Below are 18,593 nucleotides of genomic sequence, written 5' to 3' on the forward strand. Positions count from 1 at the left end.
CCAGTGGAAGCGGAACTCAATCTTCGCAAGATAAAATTTGCCGCTTTTGACTTGGATGGAACATTAATTGATGACAGAGGCGAGCTTATTGGTGATGTCCATGGCGCAGTGAACATGCTGCGCCAAAGAGGCATTATACCCATTATTGTGACAGGAAGAACCTATGATTCTTTCTTCTCTCTGGATTTAGATCGATCTCTACTCGCCTTATTTCATCATGATGTTTTGCTGAATGATGGGAATGTCATTTGTCATCATGAAAAGAAAACATTTGAGGTGAAGCAGTATGTAGATGCAGCTTTATGCCAACAGATCATCACATCACTTGATGGAAAAGCTGAATTTGTCATGGAATCTCATGGAAAGCACGTGGCATCAAGTAAAAGCGCTAAGTTGAAATACTGCATGCTATATAGCTTTCCACGAGAAAAAATAGAGGTTGGTCACAAGAAAGAATTCAACTTTGAGCGTGTCACAAAACTATTTATTTTACCAAAAGAAAAAGTGGATCTTGCTCGACAATTAAAAAATTGTCATTGCGACGTAGCAGATGCCCAGTTTTTAAATGCTCAAGTCATATCTCCAAAAGGGATTTGTAAGGCAGACATGCTTGAGCACCATTTATTCGATTGTTTTGGAGAAAGAGATTTAGATCGTGTGATTGCCTTTGGAAATGGTCATAATGACAGGCTGATGCTGAAGAAGGCCAAGTGGGGGCTAGCCGTTCAAGATAGTCATCCGTCGGCGATTGAGTTAAGTGATGTTCATTTACAGGAGCCTATTTCTGATTATCTATTTAAAGTTTTACAATCATTTGAAACGCCGCACGTTATCAATGAAAAGGGAGGTATTTAGTTGAGGACCCTTCAACTGCCTTTACCAGAAGCATTAGAAGAGACAATGATATCGGATTTTATGGAAAGAGTTTCATTTTTATCTGCTCATATTGTGCACGTGGCTCTTAACGAAGAGGAATCTATGATTGAAGTAACCGTAGATAAAATGGGAGACAAAGAGGCAATATCAACTGCGTTTTCGAATCTATCGTCAAATATCGCACAGCTGCGGAGATTTCGTGAAAAAGAAATAAAATCAAATATTCATTTATCTAGTGAGCCTGTTCATTCGAAACTAAGCGAGGAAGATCAGAAAAGAACTTTCTATGATGAAGTTGAATTGGAACTTTCAAACTACTTTGATCAATTATTTTTAAATATAGGGATTTCACTTGGAGCGAAAGTAAGGCGATACCCTTCGACGATCAGTAAAGATTTAATGGAAAAATGTAAGTATCATACGAATTTTCCACAAAATATTTATTCTGTTTTTGAGATCCCTCATGATTATCAAATCATTGATGATATTCGAGAAAAGCATCATGGTTTTCAGCCTGAACACTTCCAGCAGGCAGGCCGTTTTTTACAGCCGTGTATTTGTTATCACTGCTATGAGGAATGGGAAGGGAAGACGTATACAGACAATCAAATGATGACAGCAACGGGGCAATGTTTTAGACATGAAATCTCTTGGAAAGTGGACCCTCTCAGGAAAATAGAATTTAGTATGCGCGAAATTGTCTTTATTGGTCATCAAGAATTTATCAATGAAACGAGAAAAACACTCCTTGAGAACACATGGGAATGCTTTCATCAACTTGGTCTAAGTGGAAAGGTCACGACCGCAAATGACCCTTTTTTCTTTTATGATGATATGGATAAAGCGAATTATCAATTAATGGCTAATAGCAAATATGAATTAGTCGCTGTGACAGAAAAGAAAGACGTTTCAATCGCTTCTTTTAACGACTGTGGAGAGATGCTTTGTGAAAGGTTCCATATTAGCGGAGAAGATGGTCTGCCGCTTTATTCAGGTTGTGCGGCATTTGGGATCGATCGTTGGGTTCAAGTGTTTTTACAAACATACGGTCGAAATCGAAAGGATTGGCCGAAAGACATGCTTCATTTAAAGGAGGAGCGCTATGCTGCAAAGTAATCTGACTCAAGAAGAACATACAGCTCTCACTTTATCCACTCCTTTTTTAAAAGCGAGTCAAATTGAAGAGATGCAGGAGCTTTTGTATAAGCAGCAAGACTGGAATGTCATTCTCGGAATGCTGCATGTTCATCGGACAGCAGGAATTGCGTGGAAGAATATTAAACGTTATGCCATTCATTTAAGAAAAGAGTTTAAAGCGACTTATTTTTTAAAGTCATTAGAGATTATGTATAAGGGTCAACTAGAAACGGCTCGAGACAATATCAAGTTAAATGATCAGTTATTTCAAGCACTTGATCAAAAAGGAATTGAATATGCCATTGTAAAAGGAAGTGTGATTGGCCAGTGGGCATACGGTGATGTTGGTCTTCGCTTGTTTGGAGACAACGATCTCTTTATCTCACAAGATCAGCTGCAAGAAACTGGACACGTATTAAACGAATTAGGCTATATTCAAGGTTCTTGGAACTATGAAACGGAGAAAGTCACACCTGCCAAACGCAAAGACATCCTTTACCTCATCATGAACTCACATCAAACCTACACCTATATGAAACCTACACCAGATTGCCGCTTTATTGATTGTCATAAAATTGATGTTCAGTTTTCAGTTGACCTCATGACAGGAAACCGAACGGATTCAATCGTCAAAGAAATGCTGTCTAGACGAATTCAAACGTCTGTTGACGAACACCTTGTATGGTCTTTAAAAGAAGAGGATATGCTTCTTTTCCTATGTATTCATTTTTATAAAGAAGCGATTTATTTAAATGAAGTGGAGTCAATGAAAGATTTACTGCTTTATAAACTGCTAGATATATATGGCATGTTTATGAAGGAAGACCTACTCGATGTGGATTTGTTTGTCCGCCAGACGAAAGCGTATGGCTTTGAAAAGATGGTCTATTTTGCTTTTCATTATGTGAATGAGGTCTTTCCTCAAACGATTCCTGAACTTGTCATGGATGCACTTCAGCCTGAATCGCTTACTTATTTATCCGAAGTGCTGGATGCAAATGATGTCGTTCATACTTGGAATCAACCAATTCGTAAACGATTCTTTCATATTAATCGATCTTTAGATATTAACAAGCATTCTGTGCATAAGGAGTAGTGTCATGAAAGATCCGGCCTCGCTATTTGATTTTAAGGGAAGAAATGACGTGATATGGTATGGAAATATGAATCAAGAACAAAGCTGGGATCAAACAAGAGCTTTACCAGTCATGACAGACCATGTTCAAAATGATCTGGTTCTTCAGCAAGAACAACAACTGCTTTTGATTGCATCTAAAGAGCATCATGTCATCTTGCATCATCAGCCTGATAAAGCTTTTTTAGCCTATTTGGAAAATCAAGGTGTCCAGCTTCCGCATATGACTCAACTAGACCAAGCATTTAAATTAAATGGACTGATTGTACCGTATCTTTTAGATGAATCCCTTGAAAAAGAAGCATTGATTGAAAAAAGAACGATATACGGCTCAAATGCTACACTCGTAAAGCGGTTCAATCATAAGATTTCTACTAGAAGATGGGCAGAAGAACATCTGTTTAACGTCACGTGCGGCGCTATCTGTCATCATGCTGACGAATTAAAACAGACGTATGAAGAATTAAAGGCGAAGAATTTCTCCAAAATGGTTCTGAAAATACCTTATGGATCATCTGGGAAGGGGCTGCGTATTTTAAAAAATGACCGAGAATTTATGCAGCTGCTGACCTTTATTGAAAGAAGGAATATCGAAACGGATTTGCTCTTAGAGGGATGGCATCCGATTAAACGGTCCTTAAATGCCCAATTGCTCATTCAAGAGGAGGGGTCACACTTACTCTCCATTACAGAGCAGAAAATTAATGAGGACGGCATTTACTTAGGGACAGATTTTGCGCCTGTGTATGAATTGGACAAAAAACGTGAATACGAAGCAAGCATGCATCGAATCATAGAGCTTCTTTATGATGAAGGGTATCGTGGTGTGGTTGGTGTCGATTCAATTATTGATGAAAATGAACAGCTCATACCGATCATCGAAATAAATGCCCGGTTCACACAGGTCACTTATTTACTCCCACTGATTTGTCGTTTTTTTTCAACCTACGAATATATCGAAAGCCGCTTTAAAAGATTCTCATGCCGCGCTGACCTGCCATTTGAAGATGTCTTAACGGAGGTAACAGAAGCACTTAATCCGGGAGAAGATGGCGGGTTCTTTATTTATACTTTTGGTAAGACGAGATCTGATGATATGTGGCACTATCGATTGTTTATCTTGTTTTACCATATGAAGAAGGACAAGCAGATTCATATGCTGACAATGTTTGATGAGATGGAATTTTCATCAGAAAGGAGGAGGAGTAGTGCTGGAAAATGACTTTACGCTCTTAGAGAAAGCGAATCGTTATGGGACGCCGATGTATGTATACGATGGAGATGCATTGAAAGAGCACTATGAGCACATTACATCATGGCTCCATCAAACAGCTGAGGTGTTCTTTTCATTTAAGTCCAATGGAAATGTCTCGATTGCATCATTGTTACGGTCTTTTGGAACTGGTATAGAAGTGGCTTCTGAAGGAGAGCTTTTCATGGCGATAAAAGCAGGTTATTCACCGCAGCAAATCATTTTTTCTGGACCGGGTAAGCAGAAGGAAGAGATTGATACCGCTGTTCAGCATGAGATCTATTGTATTATCGCCGAATCTAAGGAAGAACTGACCTACATCGCTGAGTCTGCAAAACGTCAAGATAAGCAGGCATCAGTAGGCATTCGGATCAATCCAGAATCAATTGAGTCACGGGCCAAAATAAAAATGGGCGGAGTTCCAAGTCCGTTTGGAATAGATGAATCTAAACTGAATGATGTATTTGATCTGTTTCAGAAGTATGATCATTCGCTGCTATTTAAAGGGATCCATATGTATCTGGGAACTCAAGTTCTTGATGAAACATCGCTTTTATCATCGTTTGAATACACACTTAACACAGCTGTTCGAATCAAGAATGAATATGGACGAACATGCCAGATGGTTGATTTAGGTGGCGGTTTTGGCATTCCGTATTTTCAGCATGAAACCCCGCTTCATGCTGAAAGGCTATTTCAACACGTAGCGGATTTGATTAGATCATATGAAACTGAGCTTGAATTTCCGAGGTTTATTATCGAAATGGGGAGATTTCTTTTAGCAGAATGTGGTGTTTATTTAACAACCATACAATATGTAAAAGAATCAAAAGGGCAGCCGTTTTTAATAGCAGATGGCGGGATGCATCATCATCAAGCGATGACGTTTAGAGGCAGACTGCTCAGCAATAATTACCCTATGCGGCTCATTAAACATTCCAGCAACACCGCAGACGTAGTGAAACAATCAATTGTTGGTCCACTTTGTACACCAGAAGACTTAATTGGCAGGCAGGTGGAGCTTCCGCAAGGGGAAGTAGGGGATCTTCTTTGTATTGAGAAATCTGGTGCATATGGACTGAGCTACAGCCCTACCTTATTTTTAGGTCATTCTTCTCCGCTTGAGCTACTGTTGTTTGAGGGGAACGATTATGTTGTGCGAGATAGAGGGACCCCGGAAGATCTCTTATGGAAACAAAATAGATCACTCTTTAGACAAAGGAGGGGTGGAAATGAAACTGACAGAGCTTCGACAAGAAACGATTGATCGTCTCATTCTCCAATTTTCAGAAAGAGCAGGGCAGCTGGATGCCGAATCTCGGTTCCCACATCAGAATCTAGACGAGCTGATTGATTGTGGATTACATGTCGCCAATATGCCAAAACAAGACGGAGGTCTTGGATATGGATTTGAAGAAACGATCACCTTGTTGTCACACATATCTAAAGGGTGTGCGTCAACAGGCCTCATTATGGCGATGCATTACTATTCGCTCGGCGCATTTTCTGAAGTGCTGACAAGTGAGCAGCAGGCTTCGGTATTTGACGATATTCGGCATTCAGGAGAGTTCATCGCTTCTGTCAGCGACCCGAATGTGATTTTTATTTATCAGCGAAAGCAAATGGAGGGAATTCCAACCATCACCGCCGAAAAAACAGATGGCGGATATCTTGTGAGTGGAACTAAGTTTACTGTGACAGGTGCACCGCGCATTAAATATTTGCCAATCTATTGTGAGTATGCCCCGTCGTCATGTACATCTCAATATGGAATGACGGCGCTTTTAATGACATTACCGAGTGAAGGTGCTGCGGTGGAGGAATCGTGGAATTATTCGGGAATGAGAGCATCGATGAGTCATCACATTCATTTTGATCAAGTGTTTATACCCGATCATCAGCTCATCGGGCGGGAAGGCTACGCAATAGAAGATACTGAACATTTAATCTATTGGTTTCGTTTAGCTGTTACCGCTGTTTATTACGGGATTGCAAAGGCAGCATATGAACATGCCCTCGGTATGGCATATAAAAGGAATGATCGAATTTCTAAGAAAAAATCAGCCTTTTTACCAGGTCAACAATTTCGTATTGCAGATATGAAAATGAAATTAGATGTTGCACATTCTCAGCTCATGGCCTGTGCCCAGCAAGCAGATCGAGAAAAGAAACAAACTCATTACTCGAGTGAGTTGTATACGAAGACGCTGATTACTAAACACTTTGTGACACAGGCGGCAGAAGAAATCGTGGAACTGGCTTCTCAGGTCGAGGGTTTTTCTTCATTACAGCAAGGATCTTTGCTTGAGCGCTTAAGCCGAGATGTGAAAGCGGCAAAATTTCATCCACCTTCAGAAGATGTATTAAAAGAAGTGATTGCGAAAAAAGAGCTGGGCATTATCCCGTTAAAAAATCGCTGGGTATGATGGCGTAAAAAAGGAGGAGACATATGTGGCTACTGCAGCACCTATTTACCGAAACAATTATTTAAACTGTTCTCAATTAACGATTGCAGCCATGCTTCTTAGACAAGGAATTCAAATCGACAGGATTTGGAGGCAAGCTGGTCTTGTTTATAGATCTCAAGACCAAGGATTTGTTTTGATCGGTTCCTTTAAACATTTTCGTGAAGATATTCTGCATCATAATGGCATTCATTTAGAAGAAATTTTTTACACCGAAGAGGAATTAGACCTCTATATGAATCGGGTTTTTAAACAGCATCCTGAGAGAGGCACTGTGTCTGTTTCTTTAGATATATTTGAATTACCGTACTGTCCATTTTTTGAAAGAGAACATGGATATCATACATTGGAAGTACTTGAGGTGAATGATGATCATGTAGTGATCAGTGACCATGCTTATTCTTATCATGGCACATTGAGTAAAGATCATTTGATGAAAGCCGCACGCTCTGTCTACGAACATACGCCTCGAACCGAAAATCGTTATAAATGGATCAAACAGGTTGACCTTGAGAAAGAACCGGATGTAATGAAAGTTTTAAAAGAGCATGTCGCCATATTAGAAGGGGCACCGCCACATTTTGAATTGCCTGGAGCTATCACAGGTCTTGATGCAATTTCAGTCATTCAAAGAGATTATATAGATAGTATCAAAGGCGATGAAAATAGTAATTTATTAGACAATGTTTATTTTGAAGGACTAAAGGATGTCGCCAACTCCAGAAAACATATGGTGACATTTTTATCATCATATGAAAATGAGCATTTACAACCCCTTATTCAAGCATTTGAAGATGCTTATCAAAGCTGGACAGTGCTTGCTAATTTTACAGCTAGAGTCGGCCTCAGCAAAAATCCTCGCAGTATGATTGAAAGGACGTCGAATCGGTTTCAAAAAACATTAGAAGTGGAGACAAGCCTTCTCACGCAACTAAAAGAGGTGATTCAAAATGAAAACCTATCAACCCCTCACTCTTCATGATTATGTCAATAACAGAGGTATCACATATCAAAATGAATATGAAAAAGGCCAATTAACCATTGGCGGGGCTTCTTTGCCGGCTGAGTTGGTCATGAACGTGAAAGACTCTTTGGTCGAAGGCATTCCTTTTCAGTTCATTTATCAAGATCAAGGAGACAATATTGAATTAGAGGGTCAGTCTATTCAACTTCAGGCAGTTGAAGCAGAAGCGCTCCATGTCGTTGGCTGTTCATCTAATGGTAATCTCTATGAAAAGATGACATTATTACGAGAGGGGACCGTTGTCTTGGAGTCTCGTCTTTCATTAACCGATGTGATTGAACGTGAACCTGCATTTGATGATCGATTGGCTTATGCATTTGATTATATTCATACGGTAGCCGGCATCAATCATCATTTGACATCAACCCTATGGATTGATTCGCTTTCCTTCTCGCAAAAAATCGTTTTTGATGAAATCCGCTTTCAAGATAATCCATTTATGCATATTTTCGCAATGACGATCCAGCAGTCAGATCAGTGATGGAAGGGAGCCATGTCTATGTGCGGCATTGCAGGTTATTGTCATTTTAACAAAGCACCACTTGATCCACACATCTTACTGAAGATGAAAAACGTACTTAGTATGCGTGGACCTGATGATAGTGGTGTATATCAAGACGACTCAGTTGGTTTGGTTCATACGAGGCTTTCCATTATCGATATTCAATCTGGGCCGCAGCCAATAACAAATGAAGATGAGTCTATTTGTGTGATTTTAAATGGCGAGATATATAATTTCCAAGAACTAAGAGAGGACTTATGGAATAAAGGTCATACGTTTCGTACGCTGACAGATACAGAAGTACTTGTTCATGGCTATGAAGAATATGGTATTTCTTTTATTGAGCAATTAAATGGAATGTTTGCAGCTGCGATATGGGATCAAAAGAAGAAAGAATTCTTTTTATTTAGAGACCGGTCTGGGATTAAACCGCTTTATGTTTCAGAATGTAGAGGAGGGCTTATTTTCGGATCGGAAATGAAAGCTCTTCTTCAGCATCCAGATATACAAATTGCCATTCAGCCTGAAGCTGTCCTTAGTTATTTATCCTTCCGTTATGCGATCGGCGAGCAAACTTTCTTTCAAGGAATTCAAACATTACCCCCAGGGGTCATCTTGAAAATAGATGAAACAGGAATGACAAAAGAGGCCTATTGGCAATATCCTTTCCCATCTGATGGAATTGACAGGGGAGAACGTTATTATCAAAAGGGATTGTTTGAATTACTTCAAGATAGTGTCCAAAAACAAATGATGTCTGATGTACCTGTAGGAGCTTTTTTGAGTGGAGGAGTGGATTCGACTTCCATTGTTGCTTTGATGTCCAAATATGCGAACGAGAATATTCACTGTTTTTCGACCAGCTTTGAAGAGGAAGGTTTTTCTGAAGAAAGCTATGCCAAGCTCGCAGCAGAACAATACAACGTCAAGCTTCACTCGCATCGAATGAGTGAAGAAGAGTACTTTCAATTATTGCCAGAAGTTGTGAAGCGAAGAGATCATCCTCTTTCCATTCCTCATGAAGTCGCTTTTTACCATATGTCACGTGAAGCAAAAAAGCATGTAACGGTTGTTTTGTGTGGTGAAGGAGCGGACGAATTGTTTGCAGGGTATGGTCGTGTATTTAGGAGTCCTTCAGATTGGCGTAAAATTTTATGGCTTCAAAAAAACCGAAAGCTGTCATCCATCCTTTCAAAGGTATTATTTGAACCGTCCTTTCAGCAGCAGGTGCATCAATTTATCCATCTTGATGGGGAAATGGAACATTATAAAAAAAGATATGCTTGGTTTACGGATAGCGACAAAGAGCAGCTCTTAGGTCAGCACGCTCATTCTATTGATTCTGCTGATTTGCACATGAATCAATTGATCGCCCATTGCTTTAAAGAGATGGAAGGGGCGTCGTATGAAAACAAACTGCTCTATTTATTTCAACAAATTCATTTACCCAACTTGTTAGACCGGCTTGATATGATGACGATGTCACATGGACTAGAAGCACGTGTACCGTTTCTTGATCATCGCATCATCCAATTTGTCAACGATATGCCTTTCAAGTACAAACTTCCTTATAAAGGGCTACCTAGCAAAGTGCAAGCATTTTTCCAATCGAGCCTTAAAACAAGTGAGGTCCAAGATATTCCGAAATATATGTTGAAAAAGACAATGGAGCAAACGGTGGATAAGCGTATATTATATAGAAGAAAAATGGGTTTTCCGGTTCCGGTGTATCATTGGATGAACAAAAGAATGGGAGAAATCGAAGAGAAACTTCTTGATCAACAAAGCTTTGCAACACAATTATTTCAAAAAGAGCCGCTAGAACAATTTTTGCGACATCATTCGAATCAGAAGAACAAAAATGGAGCGGACCAAAAAGTGTGGATGCTTTACAACTTGGAATTATGGCATGATCACTATATCAAAGGGGCGCGTCTTCCGCTCCAAACTAGTCATTAAGAGGCCCGGTCTATTCACCATCCCTGCTGCATATATGATATGGAAGGGGAGTGATGCGATTTTGAGGCTGAGTGAGCTGTCAGGAAAAGAGATCGTCGATATTAAAAGAGCGGAGCGGCTTGGCGTGCTTGGACAAACCGACCTTGAAATAAATGAACAGGACGGTCAAATTACAGCACTCATCATACCTTCCGTCAAATGGTTTGGCTTTCGAAAACAAGGAAATGACATCCGCGTTCCGTGGAATCACATTCAAAAAATAGGATCAGATATGATCATTCTCGATGTGCCTGAAGAACTTCAGCCGCACGGAGAAAAAGAGCACCCATCATAAAAGGGTGCTCTTTTTCTTTTCTCTCTCCGATTTGTTCACAGGCTGAATCCTCTCCTCATATGCTGAAAGGGAGATTCGGAAAATATTACAGACTTTTTTAAATAAAGAAGGTGAACGGTCAGTATGTTGAGCGGTTTAACGGTTGCGGTGATCGGGGGAGATGCTAGGCAGCTTGAAATCATTCGCAAGCTGTCACAGCAGCATGCCAAAGTGTTTTTGGTCGGATTTGATCAGCTGGATCATGGATTTATTGGTGCTGAAAAGCTGAAAATGTCAGAGCTTCCATTTGAACAAGTGGATAGTATGATCCTTCCGGTATCAGGTGCTACAGACGAAGGGGTCGTTGCCACCGTTTTTTCAAATGAGAAGGTCGTGCTAGAAGCTAAATATTTAGAAAGAACCCCTGCACATTGTATCTTGTACTCAGGTATTTCTAATATGTACTTAGACAATATGGCAAAGCAGGTGAACCGGAAGCTTGTGAAGCTGTTTGAGCGAGATGATATTGCCATATATAACTCTATTCCAACAGTTGAAGGGATTATCATGATGGCCATTCAGCAAACGGACTATACGATTCATGGGTCACATGTCGCTGTTCTCGGACTTGGTCGAACAGGGCTCACCATTGCCCGCACATTTCGGGCGCTAGGTGCGGAAGTGAAAGTTGGTGCTGCGGATACAGCCCATTTAGCGCGAGCCTTTGAGATGGGACTTGATCCATTTTCAATGGACCGTTTAAAAGATGAAGTAACGGATGTCGACATCATCATCAATACGATTCCAAGCTTAGTATTAGATTCATCTGTCATCGTCAGCATGACACCAAAGACACTCATTTTGGATATCGCCTCCCGCCCAGGTGGAACAGACTTTGACTTTGCACAAAAGCATGGAGTGAAGGCGCTTCTTGCACCAGGACTTCCAGGGATTGTGGCACCAAAGACAGCCGGGCAGATCATTGCAAAAGTGCTATCTGGTCTCTTATGTGAACTTGCGGAGGAAAAAAGGGGGATGGAATCATGACTACACTAAAAGGGAAAAGAATCGGCTTTGGTTTAACAGGTTCTCACTGCACGTACGAAGCCGTTTTTCCGCAAATCGAATCACTCGTGAAAGAAGGGGCAGAAGTGCGTCCTGTCGTGTCATATACGGTGCAAAATACGAATACGAGATTCGGAGAAGGAGCGGACTGGATTGAGCGGATTGAGAAGCTGACAGGATTTCAAGCGATTGACTCAATCGTCAAAGCAGAGCCGCTTGGACCAAAACTTCCACTTGATTGTATGGTCATTGCGCCTTTAACAGGCAATTCAATGGCGAAATTTGCAAATGCACTGACAGACAGTCCAGTCTTAATGGCTGCTAAGGCGACCATTCGTAATCATCGCCCTGTCGTTTTAGGCATTTCCACCAATGATGCATTAGGTTTAAATGGTACAAATCTCATGAGACTCATGTCGACAAAGAATATTTTCTTTATTCCATTCGGCCAAGATGATCCATTCAAAAAACCGACTTCCATGGTAGCGCATATGGATCTACTGACGAAAACAGTAGAAGAGGCGCTCCAGCATAGACAAATTCAGCCCATTTTAATTGGATCAAACGAATAATAGATTCACTAGAAAATCATGAAAGATTCAAAAAAGGTACTTCAAGCCTTGCTTTTCTATGGTAAAATAAAATGTAAAAAGTCATAGGATGGCCATCCGAAAGAAAAGAATCATGGATGGGTCGGAAGGAGTTTTACTGATGGGAAGAGGATTGCATGTAGCTGTAGTTGGAGCGACTGGAGCTGTCGGTCAACAAATGTTAAAAACACTAGCTGACAGAGATTTTGAAATGGATACACTTACTCTACTATCCTCAAAACGTTCTGCTGGAACAAAAGTGACATTCAGAGGTCAAGAGTATACCGTTCAAGAAGCAACACCTGAAAGCTTTGAAGGGGTCAATATTGCACTATTCAGTGCGGGAGGAAATGTTTCCAAAGCGCTAGCTCCTGAAGCAGTCAAACGAGGTGCAATTGTTGTCGATAATACAAGTGCTTTTCGTATGGACGAAAATACCCCTCTTGTCGTACCAGAGGTAAACGAAAAAGATTTGCATGACCATCAAGGGATCATTGCAAACCCTAACTGTTCAACGATTCAAATGGTAGCGGCGCTAGAACCGCTTCGTCAAGCGTATGGCATGAAAAAAGTCATTGTGTCTACTTACCAAGCAGTATCAGGTGCAGGACATGAAGCCATTGACGAACTGTACAGCCAGTCGCAAGCCATTTTAAATAAAGAAGATGTGAAACCAGAAGTCATGCCTTATCAAATTGCCTTTAATGCGATTCCGCAAATTGATAAATTCCAAGACAATGGCTATACATTTGAAGAAATGAAAATGATCAATGAAACGAAAAAAATCATGCACTTGCCAGAGCTGGAAGTAGCGGCAACATGTGTGAGACTACCAATTGAAACGGGTCATTCAGAATCGGTTTACGTTGAACTTGAATCAAATGACGCAACGGTTGATGACGTCAAGTCCATCCTAAAAGATGCACCAGGCATCACATTACAAGATGATCCGTCTCAGCAAATTTATCCAATGCCTGCAGATGCTGTTGGTAAAAACGACGTATTTGTCGGCCGCATTCGGAAGGATTTGGATCGTCCAAATGGCTTCCATATGTGGATTGTATCTGATAACCTGCTAAAAGGCGCTGCATGGAACTCCGTTCAAATTGCAGAAAGCTTACGAGCATTAAAATTAGTTTAACATTCAATGGATGATGAGGACGAATAGAAGAGAGTTAGGCATCTTTCGCCTGCTCTCTTCTGTTACGTCAGAATGAACTTGGAGTGAAAACAGTGAAAATAATTGTCCAAAAATTTGGCGGTACATCTGTCAAAGATGATCAAGGGAGAAAAAGGGCACTTGCACATATCTTATCTGCAAAAGAGAAAGGCTATAAATCGGTCGTTGTCGTGTCTGCGATGGGACGAAAAGGCGATCCTTATGCGACAGATACGCTGCTAGGTCTGCTTTACGGCAATGCGCAGCATATGACAAACCGAGAAAAAGATTTACTCGTGTCTTGCGGAGAAAATATTTCAGCTGTTGTTTTTTCAAGTATGCTGAATGAAAACGGGCTAAAGGCTGTAGCGATGACTGGATCACAGGCAGGCTTTGTGACAGATAAAGAACATACAAATGCGAAAATTATTGACATGAAGTGTGAACGTCTTGAGGCGGCACTTTCAGAGCATGATGTGGTTGTCGTTGCTGGATTCCAAGGCGCTGCAAAAAATGGAGACGTGACAACAATCGGACGAGGCGGCAGTGATACGTCAGCTGCTGCGTTAGGCGCTGCATTGCAGGCAGATTTCATCGATATTTTTACAGATGTAGAAGGGGTCATGACAGCAGATCCCCGTATCGTAGAAAATGCAAAACCACTGAGAGTCGTGACATACACAGAAATTTGTAACCTCGCATACCAAGGGGCAAAAGTCATTCACCCTAGAGCTGTTGAAATTGCCATGCAAGCAAAAGTACCAATGAGGGTCCGTTCAACATACTCTGATGATGAGGGCACACTCGTGACATCACACTACTCAGATAAAATGAGTCATGATGTGTACGACCGCCTGATTACGGGTATTGCACATGTCAATGATGTCACACAAATCAAAGTCCCAGCTAAAGAGGGACAGTACAGCGTACAAACAGAAGTCTTTAAAGCAATGGCAAATGCCCAAATTAGTGTCGATTTCTTCAACATTACACCGAGCGAAATCGTCTATACGGTGACAGGTGCAATGACTGAAAAAGCAACGGCGATCCTAAAAGATCTGGGCTATACGCCGATTGTCACGACAAACTGTGCAAAGGTATCAGCTGTTGGAGCAGGCATTATGGGTGTACCAGGTGTCACATCTAAGATTGTATCTGCACTATCTGAGCAAAATATTCCGATCTTACAGTCCGCTGACAGTCATACGACGATTTGGGTGTTAGTGAACGAAGAAAACATGAGAGCGGCTGTTAATGCCCTTCATGAAGTGTTTGAACTTTCAAGATAAATGTGATTGAATCATGATGAGGTGAAAAAAATGAATTTCGGAAATATCGCAACAGCTATGATTACACCTTTTGATAAAAAGGGCAACATTGATTTCCAAAAGCTATCAATTCTCATTGATTACTTGTTAAAAAACGGCAGTGACTCTTTAGTCGTTGCAGGGACAACAGGCGAATCGCCAACTTTATCGACTGAAGAAAAAGTCGCTCTTTTTCAGCAATCGGTGAAATTAGCAAATGGTCGTTGTAAAATCATTGCAGGAACAGGCAGTAATAACACAAATGCGTCTATTAAACTAACGAAAAAAGCAGAAGAAGCGGGCGTTGATGCAGTGATGCTTGTCGTACCTTACTACAACAAGCCATCACAGGAAGGCATGTATGCACACTTTAAAGCAATTGCCGAGTCTACATCTCTTCCTGTCATGCTTTACAATGTACCAGGAAGAACGGTTGCTTCATTAGCACCAGAAACAACGATTAAGCTTGCGCAAATACCGAATATTGTCGCAATCAAAGAAGCAAGCGGTGATCTAGATGCCATGACAAAAATCATTGCAGAGACACCAGAAGATTTTGACGTTTATTCTGGTGACGACAGCCTAACGCTTCCTGCGGTTGCGGTTGGTGCAAAAGGAGTCGTCTCTGTGGCTTCTCATATCGTAGGCCTTGATATGCAGCAAATGCTAAAAAGCTACGCTTCAGGACAAACAGCAAACGCAGCATTGATCCATCAAAAGCTGGTGCCGATTATGAACCAGCTGTTCTCAGCGCCAAATCCAACGCCTGTCAAAACAGCTCTTCAGCTGAAAGGATTAGATGTCGGATCTGTTCGACTCCCGCTTTTACCTTTATCAGAAGAAGAGAGACTGAATTTAAGCAGCGTATTAAACAGCTGATCAAAACAAAAAAATTCGTAAGCGGTCATTCTCAGATGTCCCTGAGTATGACCGTTTTTTATACATAAACACTTTCTTAAAATGTGACTTCATCTTGTTTTCTAAAATTAGATTCAGTTATAATAGCATTAAGCGATGATGGACGGGCTTGAGACTAGGAGGATAAGAATTTTGAAAAAGAAAAATACAGAGAACGTAAGAATTATTGCACTGGGAGGCGTTGGAGAAATCGGGAAAAACTTATATGTCATTGAGATTGATTCCGACATATATGTTGTAGATGCAGGACTCATGCATCCAGAAAACGAAATGCTAGGCATTGACGTGGTCATTCCTGATATCTCTTATTTAACAGAACGAGCTGATCGGGTGAAAGCAATTTTTCTTACCCACGGACATGATGAAGCAATCGGAGGCGTATTCCATTGCTTAAGCAAATTGTCTGTACCAGTTTACGGCACGAAGCTGACCCTTGCGTTACTTCGAGAAAAGTTAAAGCAATACGGATTCAATCAAAAAGCTGATTTGCGAGAGGTTCATGCAAAGTCAGTCATTACATTTGAAACAACAAAGGTATCGTTCTTTAGAACGAATCACAGTATTCCTGATTCAGTCGGAATCAGCTTCAAAACATCTCTTGGTTCAATCGTATGCACAGGTGATTTTAAATTTGATCAAACCCCAGCGCTTAACCAAGCCTGTGACATCGGAGAGATTGCGAAAATTGGAAACAATGGCGTTTTAGCACTTCTTTCAGACAGTGCAAATGCTGAAAAACCAGGCTATACACCTTCTGAGGCGCTCGTCCAAGACGAAATCTCAAATGCGATGTACAATGCTGAAAATCGTGTGATTGTCGCTGTATCTTCATCAAATATTAATCGTGTACAGCAAATCATTAATGCCACAAACCAAAATGGCCGTAAGCTTGCAGTAGCAGGGAAAAATATGATGACAACGCTTCAGCTTGCGATCAAACTTGGTTATGTGACAGCAGACGAAGAATTATTTGTTCCAGTCCAAGAAGTGAAAAAAATGGCGAAAAACAGTGTGGTCATTCTCACAGCAGGAAGCCACGGTGAGCCTCTCGCTGCTTTAACAAAAATGGCGAAACAAAATCACAAACAGCTTCATATTGAAAAAGATGACACGGTTGTGATTGCGTCTACACCTCTTCCAGGACAAGAACTCACCTATTCAAAAACGGTGGATTTCCTTACAAGAAGCGGAGCACAAGTGATTTTTGCTCAAAAACGTGTGCATGTATCTGGACATGGCTGTCAAGAAGAGTTAAAGCTCATGCTGAACTTACTGAAGCCAAAGTATTTAATTCCAGTAAACGGCGAATATCGCATGCAAAAAGCACATTCTCGTATTGCTGAAGAAGTGGGCATGAAACGAAGCGACATTTTCTTAATTGATAAAGGGGATGTTGTGGAATTTAGAGGTCAAAACGTCAAAATCGGTGAAAAAGTACATCAAGGGAACATTTTGATCGACGGTCTTGGTGTTGGTGATATTGGGAATATTGTCTTGCGTGATAGACGACTATTGTCTCAAGATGGCATCTTAATTGTGGTCATTACGCTCGATAAACAAAAGAAACAATTAATTTCTGGACCTGAGATCATCACAAGAGGATTTGTTTATGTGAGAGAATCCGAAGAGCTGATTGTGAAAGCAACAGAAATGGTCAAAGGGATTGTGAAAGAGCAAACGGAAAACTCAATTGTTGAATGGTCAACACTGAAACAATCCATGCGCGATGTACTAAATCAATTCCTATATGAAAAAACAAAACGTAAGCCAATGATCATTCCAATTATTATGGAAGTGTGATGAGAAAAGTCCAAAGAGCACAAGCTCTTTGGGCTTTTTTGATGTGACATGATGAATGCGGATGGAATGTGACGATCTTGTTCATAATAGGAGGAGAGTTTTTAGGAAAGGATGGAGACAAATGGACGAACAGAATGAACAGCAGCCTGAGCGAAAACCAGAAGAAAAAGATAGCATTATGAGCAAAATACAACAGCTTGGTGAAACAGCCGTCCCGCAGTTATCACAAGATACAAACATACATTGCCTGACTATTATTGGACAAATTGAAGGGCACATGCAGCTGCCGCCACAAAATAAAACAACCAAATACGAACATGTCATTCCACAAATCGTAGCAGTTGAACAAAACCCAAAAATTGAAGGACTTCTAATCATTTTAAATACAGTGGGCGGCGATGTAGAAGCAGGACTAGCCATTGCAGAAATGCTCGCTTCTTTATCCAAACCGACTGTATCCATTGTGCTTGGCGGCGGCCACTCTATTGGGGTCCCAATCGCCGTATCGTGTGATTATTCATACATTGCCGAAACAGCAACGATGACCATTCACCCTGTACGCTTAACCGGTCTAGTCATCGGTGTTCCACAAACCTTTGAATACTTAGATAAAATGCAGGAAAGAGTCATTAATTTTGTCACGAGTCACTCAAACATTACAGAAGAGAAATTTAAAGAGCTTATGTTCTCTAAAGGCAATCTAACAAGAGACATCGGGACAAATGTCGTTGGCCATGAGGCGGCGGAATACGGGCTGATGCATGAAGTCGGCGGCGTTGGACAAGCGATTAAAAAGCTGAACGAGCTCATTGGAGAACGGGCTGCACAAAACGAGGGGCTGATCCAATGATTTTATATACACCTATGCCTTATGAAGCCATTTACGCTGAGGAACAAGGAGAACGCAAACTCCAGCAGGTAAACATTCAGGGCGTGCCAGTGATGGTTGAAATGAAAGAAGATGAAGCGGAAATCGTTCAAGTAATGAGTACGAATCCAATGGACTTTTTGAATCAGGAGCTTGCACCAGGTAAGCGATTGAAGTTACATTTAGGCACCAATCAAACCGACTCATATGAATGATTCTATGC

The 18,593-nt window shown here is 40.9% G+C and carries 18 protein-coding genes; all 18 read left to right on the forward strand.

Features of this window, described 5'->3' with window-relative positions; all coding sequences use genetic code 11:
• Positions 1 to 3 precede the first annotated feature (3 nt).
• The 18 genes from AC0VYC_RS08220 to AC0VYC_RS08305 all read left to right on the forward strand — a co-directional run bounded on the left by AC0VYC_RS08220 (position 4) and on the right by AC0VYC_RS08305 (position 18,585).
• A complete protein-coding gene (locus tag AC0VYC_RS08220; RefSeq protein WP_335350594.1) occupies positions 4 to 855 on the forward strand; it encodes an HAD hydrolase family protein in 852 nt (283 codons plus the stop codon).
• Positions 856 to 1,992 carry an aminoacyl--tRNA ligase-related protein gene (locus tag AC0VYC_RS08225; protein ID WP_475389878.1) on the forward strand — a complete coding sequence of 379 codons (1,137 nt, stop codon included), beginning with the start codon at positions 856 to 858 and terminating at the stop codon, positions 1,990 to 1,992.
• Positions 1,979 to 3,109 (forward strand): nucleotidyltransferase family protein, encoded by a 1,131-nt coding sequence (locus AC0VYC_RS08230; protein WP_335350592.1) that lies wholly within the window; start codon positions 1,979 to 1,981, stop codon positions 3,107 to 3,109. The genes AC0VYC_RS08225 and AC0VYC_RS08230 overlap by 14 nt, the downstream gene beginning before the upstream one ends.
• A 4-nt stretch (positions 3,110 to 3,113) precedes the next feature.
• The gene (locus AC0VYC_RS08235; protein ID WP_335350591.1) at positions 3,114 to 4,370 is read left to right on the forward strand and encodes an ATP-grasp domain-containing protein; all 1,257 of its coding nucleotides are present in this window, start codon (positions 3,114 to 3,116) and stop codon (positions 4,368 to 4,370) included.
• A complete protein-coding gene (locus AC0VYC_RS08240) occupies positions 4,357 to 5,667 on the forward strand; it encodes a type III PLP-dependent enzyme domain-containing protein (RefSeq protein WP_475389881.1) in 1,311 nt (436 codons plus the stop codon). Before AC0VYC_RS08235 ends, AC0VYC_RS08240 begins: the two co-directional genes overlap by 14 nt.
• Complete coding sequence (locus AC0VYC_RS08245; RefSeq protein WP_161565248.1) at positions 5,633 to 6,826, forward strand: acyl-CoA dehydrogenase family protein; 1,194 nt, start codon at positions 5,633 to 5,635, stop codon at positions 6,824 to 6,826. Before AC0VYC_RS08240 ends, AC0VYC_RS08245 begins: the two co-directional genes overlap by 35 nt.
• Positions 6,827 to 6,851: 25 nt before the next feature.
• A complete protein-coding gene (locus tag AC0VYC_RS08250) occupies positions 6,852 to 7,847 on the forward strand; it encodes a hypothetical protein (RefSeq protein ID WP_096881426.1) in 996 nt (331 codons plus the stop codon).
• Complete coding sequence (locus AC0VYC_RS08255; RefSeq protein WP_335350589.1) at positions 7,816 to 8,370, forward strand: hypothetical protein; 555 nt, start codon at positions 7,816 to 7,818, stop codon at positions 8,368 to 8,370. Before AC0VYC_RS08250 ends, AC0VYC_RS08255 begins: the two co-directional genes overlap by 32 nt.
• Positions 8,371 to 8,382: 12 nt before the next feature.
• The gene (gene asnB, locus AC0VYC_RS08260; protein WP_335350588.1) at positions 8,383 to 10,350 is read left to right on the forward strand and encodes an asparagine synthase (glutamine-hydrolyzing); all 1,968 of its coding nucleotides are present in this window, start codon (positions 8,383 to 8,385) and stop codon (positions 10,348 to 10,350) included.
• A gap of 61 nt (positions 10,351 to 10,411) precedes the next feature.
• Positions 10,412 to 10,684: a YlmC/YmxH family sporulation protein gene (locus AC0VYC_RS08265; protein ID WP_008344726.1), complete on the forward strand. Its 273-nt coding sequence runs from the start codon at positions 10,412 to 10,414 to the stop codon at positions 10,682 to 10,684.
• A gap of 123 nt (positions 10,685 to 10,807) precedes the next feature.
• On the forward strand, positions 10,808 to 11,710 hold the full coding sequence (gene dpaA, locus AC0VYC_RS08270; protein WP_047945907.1) for a dipicolinic acid synthetase subunit A: 903 nt from the start codon (positions 10,808 to 10,810) through the stop codon (positions 11,708 to 11,710).
• Positions 11,707 to 12,300, forward strand: a complete 594-nt coding sequence (gene dpaB / locus AC0VYC_RS08275; RefSeq protein WP_017359064.1) for a dipicolinate synthase subunit B — start codon at positions 11,707 to 11,709, stop codon at positions 12,298 to 12,300. Before dpaA ends, dpaB begins: the two co-directional genes overlap by 4 nt.
• A 139-nt stretch (positions 12,301 to 12,439) precedes the next feature.
• Entirely contained in the window at positions 12,440 to 13,459 is a 1,020-nt protein-coding gene (gene asd, locus AC0VYC_RS08280) for an aspartate-semialdehyde dehydrogenase (RefSeq protein WP_017359063.1), read from the forward strand.
• Between the two features lie 92 nt (positions 13,460 to 13,551).
• A complete protein-coding gene (gene dapG / locus AC0VYC_RS08285) occupies positions 13,552 to 14,766 on the forward strand; it encodes an aspartate kinase (RefSeq protein ID WP_019744173.1) in 1,215 nt (404 codons plus the stop codon).
• A 30-nt stretch (positions 14,767 to 14,796) separates the two neighbouring features.
• The gene (gene dapA / locus AC0VYC_RS08290; protein ID WP_008344717.1) at positions 14,797 to 15,663 is read left to right on the forward strand and encodes a 4-hydroxy-tetrahydrodipicolinate synthase; all 867 of its coding nucleotides are present in this window, start codon (positions 14,797 to 14,799) and stop codon (positions 15,661 to 15,663) included.
• A 171-nt stretch (positions 15,664 to 15,834) separates the two neighbouring features.
• Complete coding sequence (gene rnjB / locus AC0VYC_RS08295; protein WP_008344715.1) at positions 15,835 to 17,502, forward strand: ribonuclease J2; 1,668 nt, start codon at positions 15,835 to 15,837, stop codon at positions 17,500 to 17,502.
• Between the two features lie 121 nt (positions 17,503 to 17,623).
• A complete protein-coding gene (locus AC0VYC_RS08300; RefSeq protein WP_008344713.1) occupies positions 17,624 to 18,352 on the forward strand; it encodes a ClpP family protease in 729 nt (242 codons plus the stop codon).
• Entirely contained in the window at positions 18,349 to 18,585 is a 237-nt protein-coding gene (locus AC0VYC_RS08305) for a YlzJ-like family protein (protein WP_008344712.1), read from the forward strand. Before AC0VYC_RS08300 ends, AC0VYC_RS08305 begins: the two co-directional genes overlap by 4 nt.
• Positions 18,586 to 18,593: the final 8 nt, after the last annotated feature.

The sequence above is a fragment of the Bacillus sp. iso_77 genome (assembly GCF_056173625.1).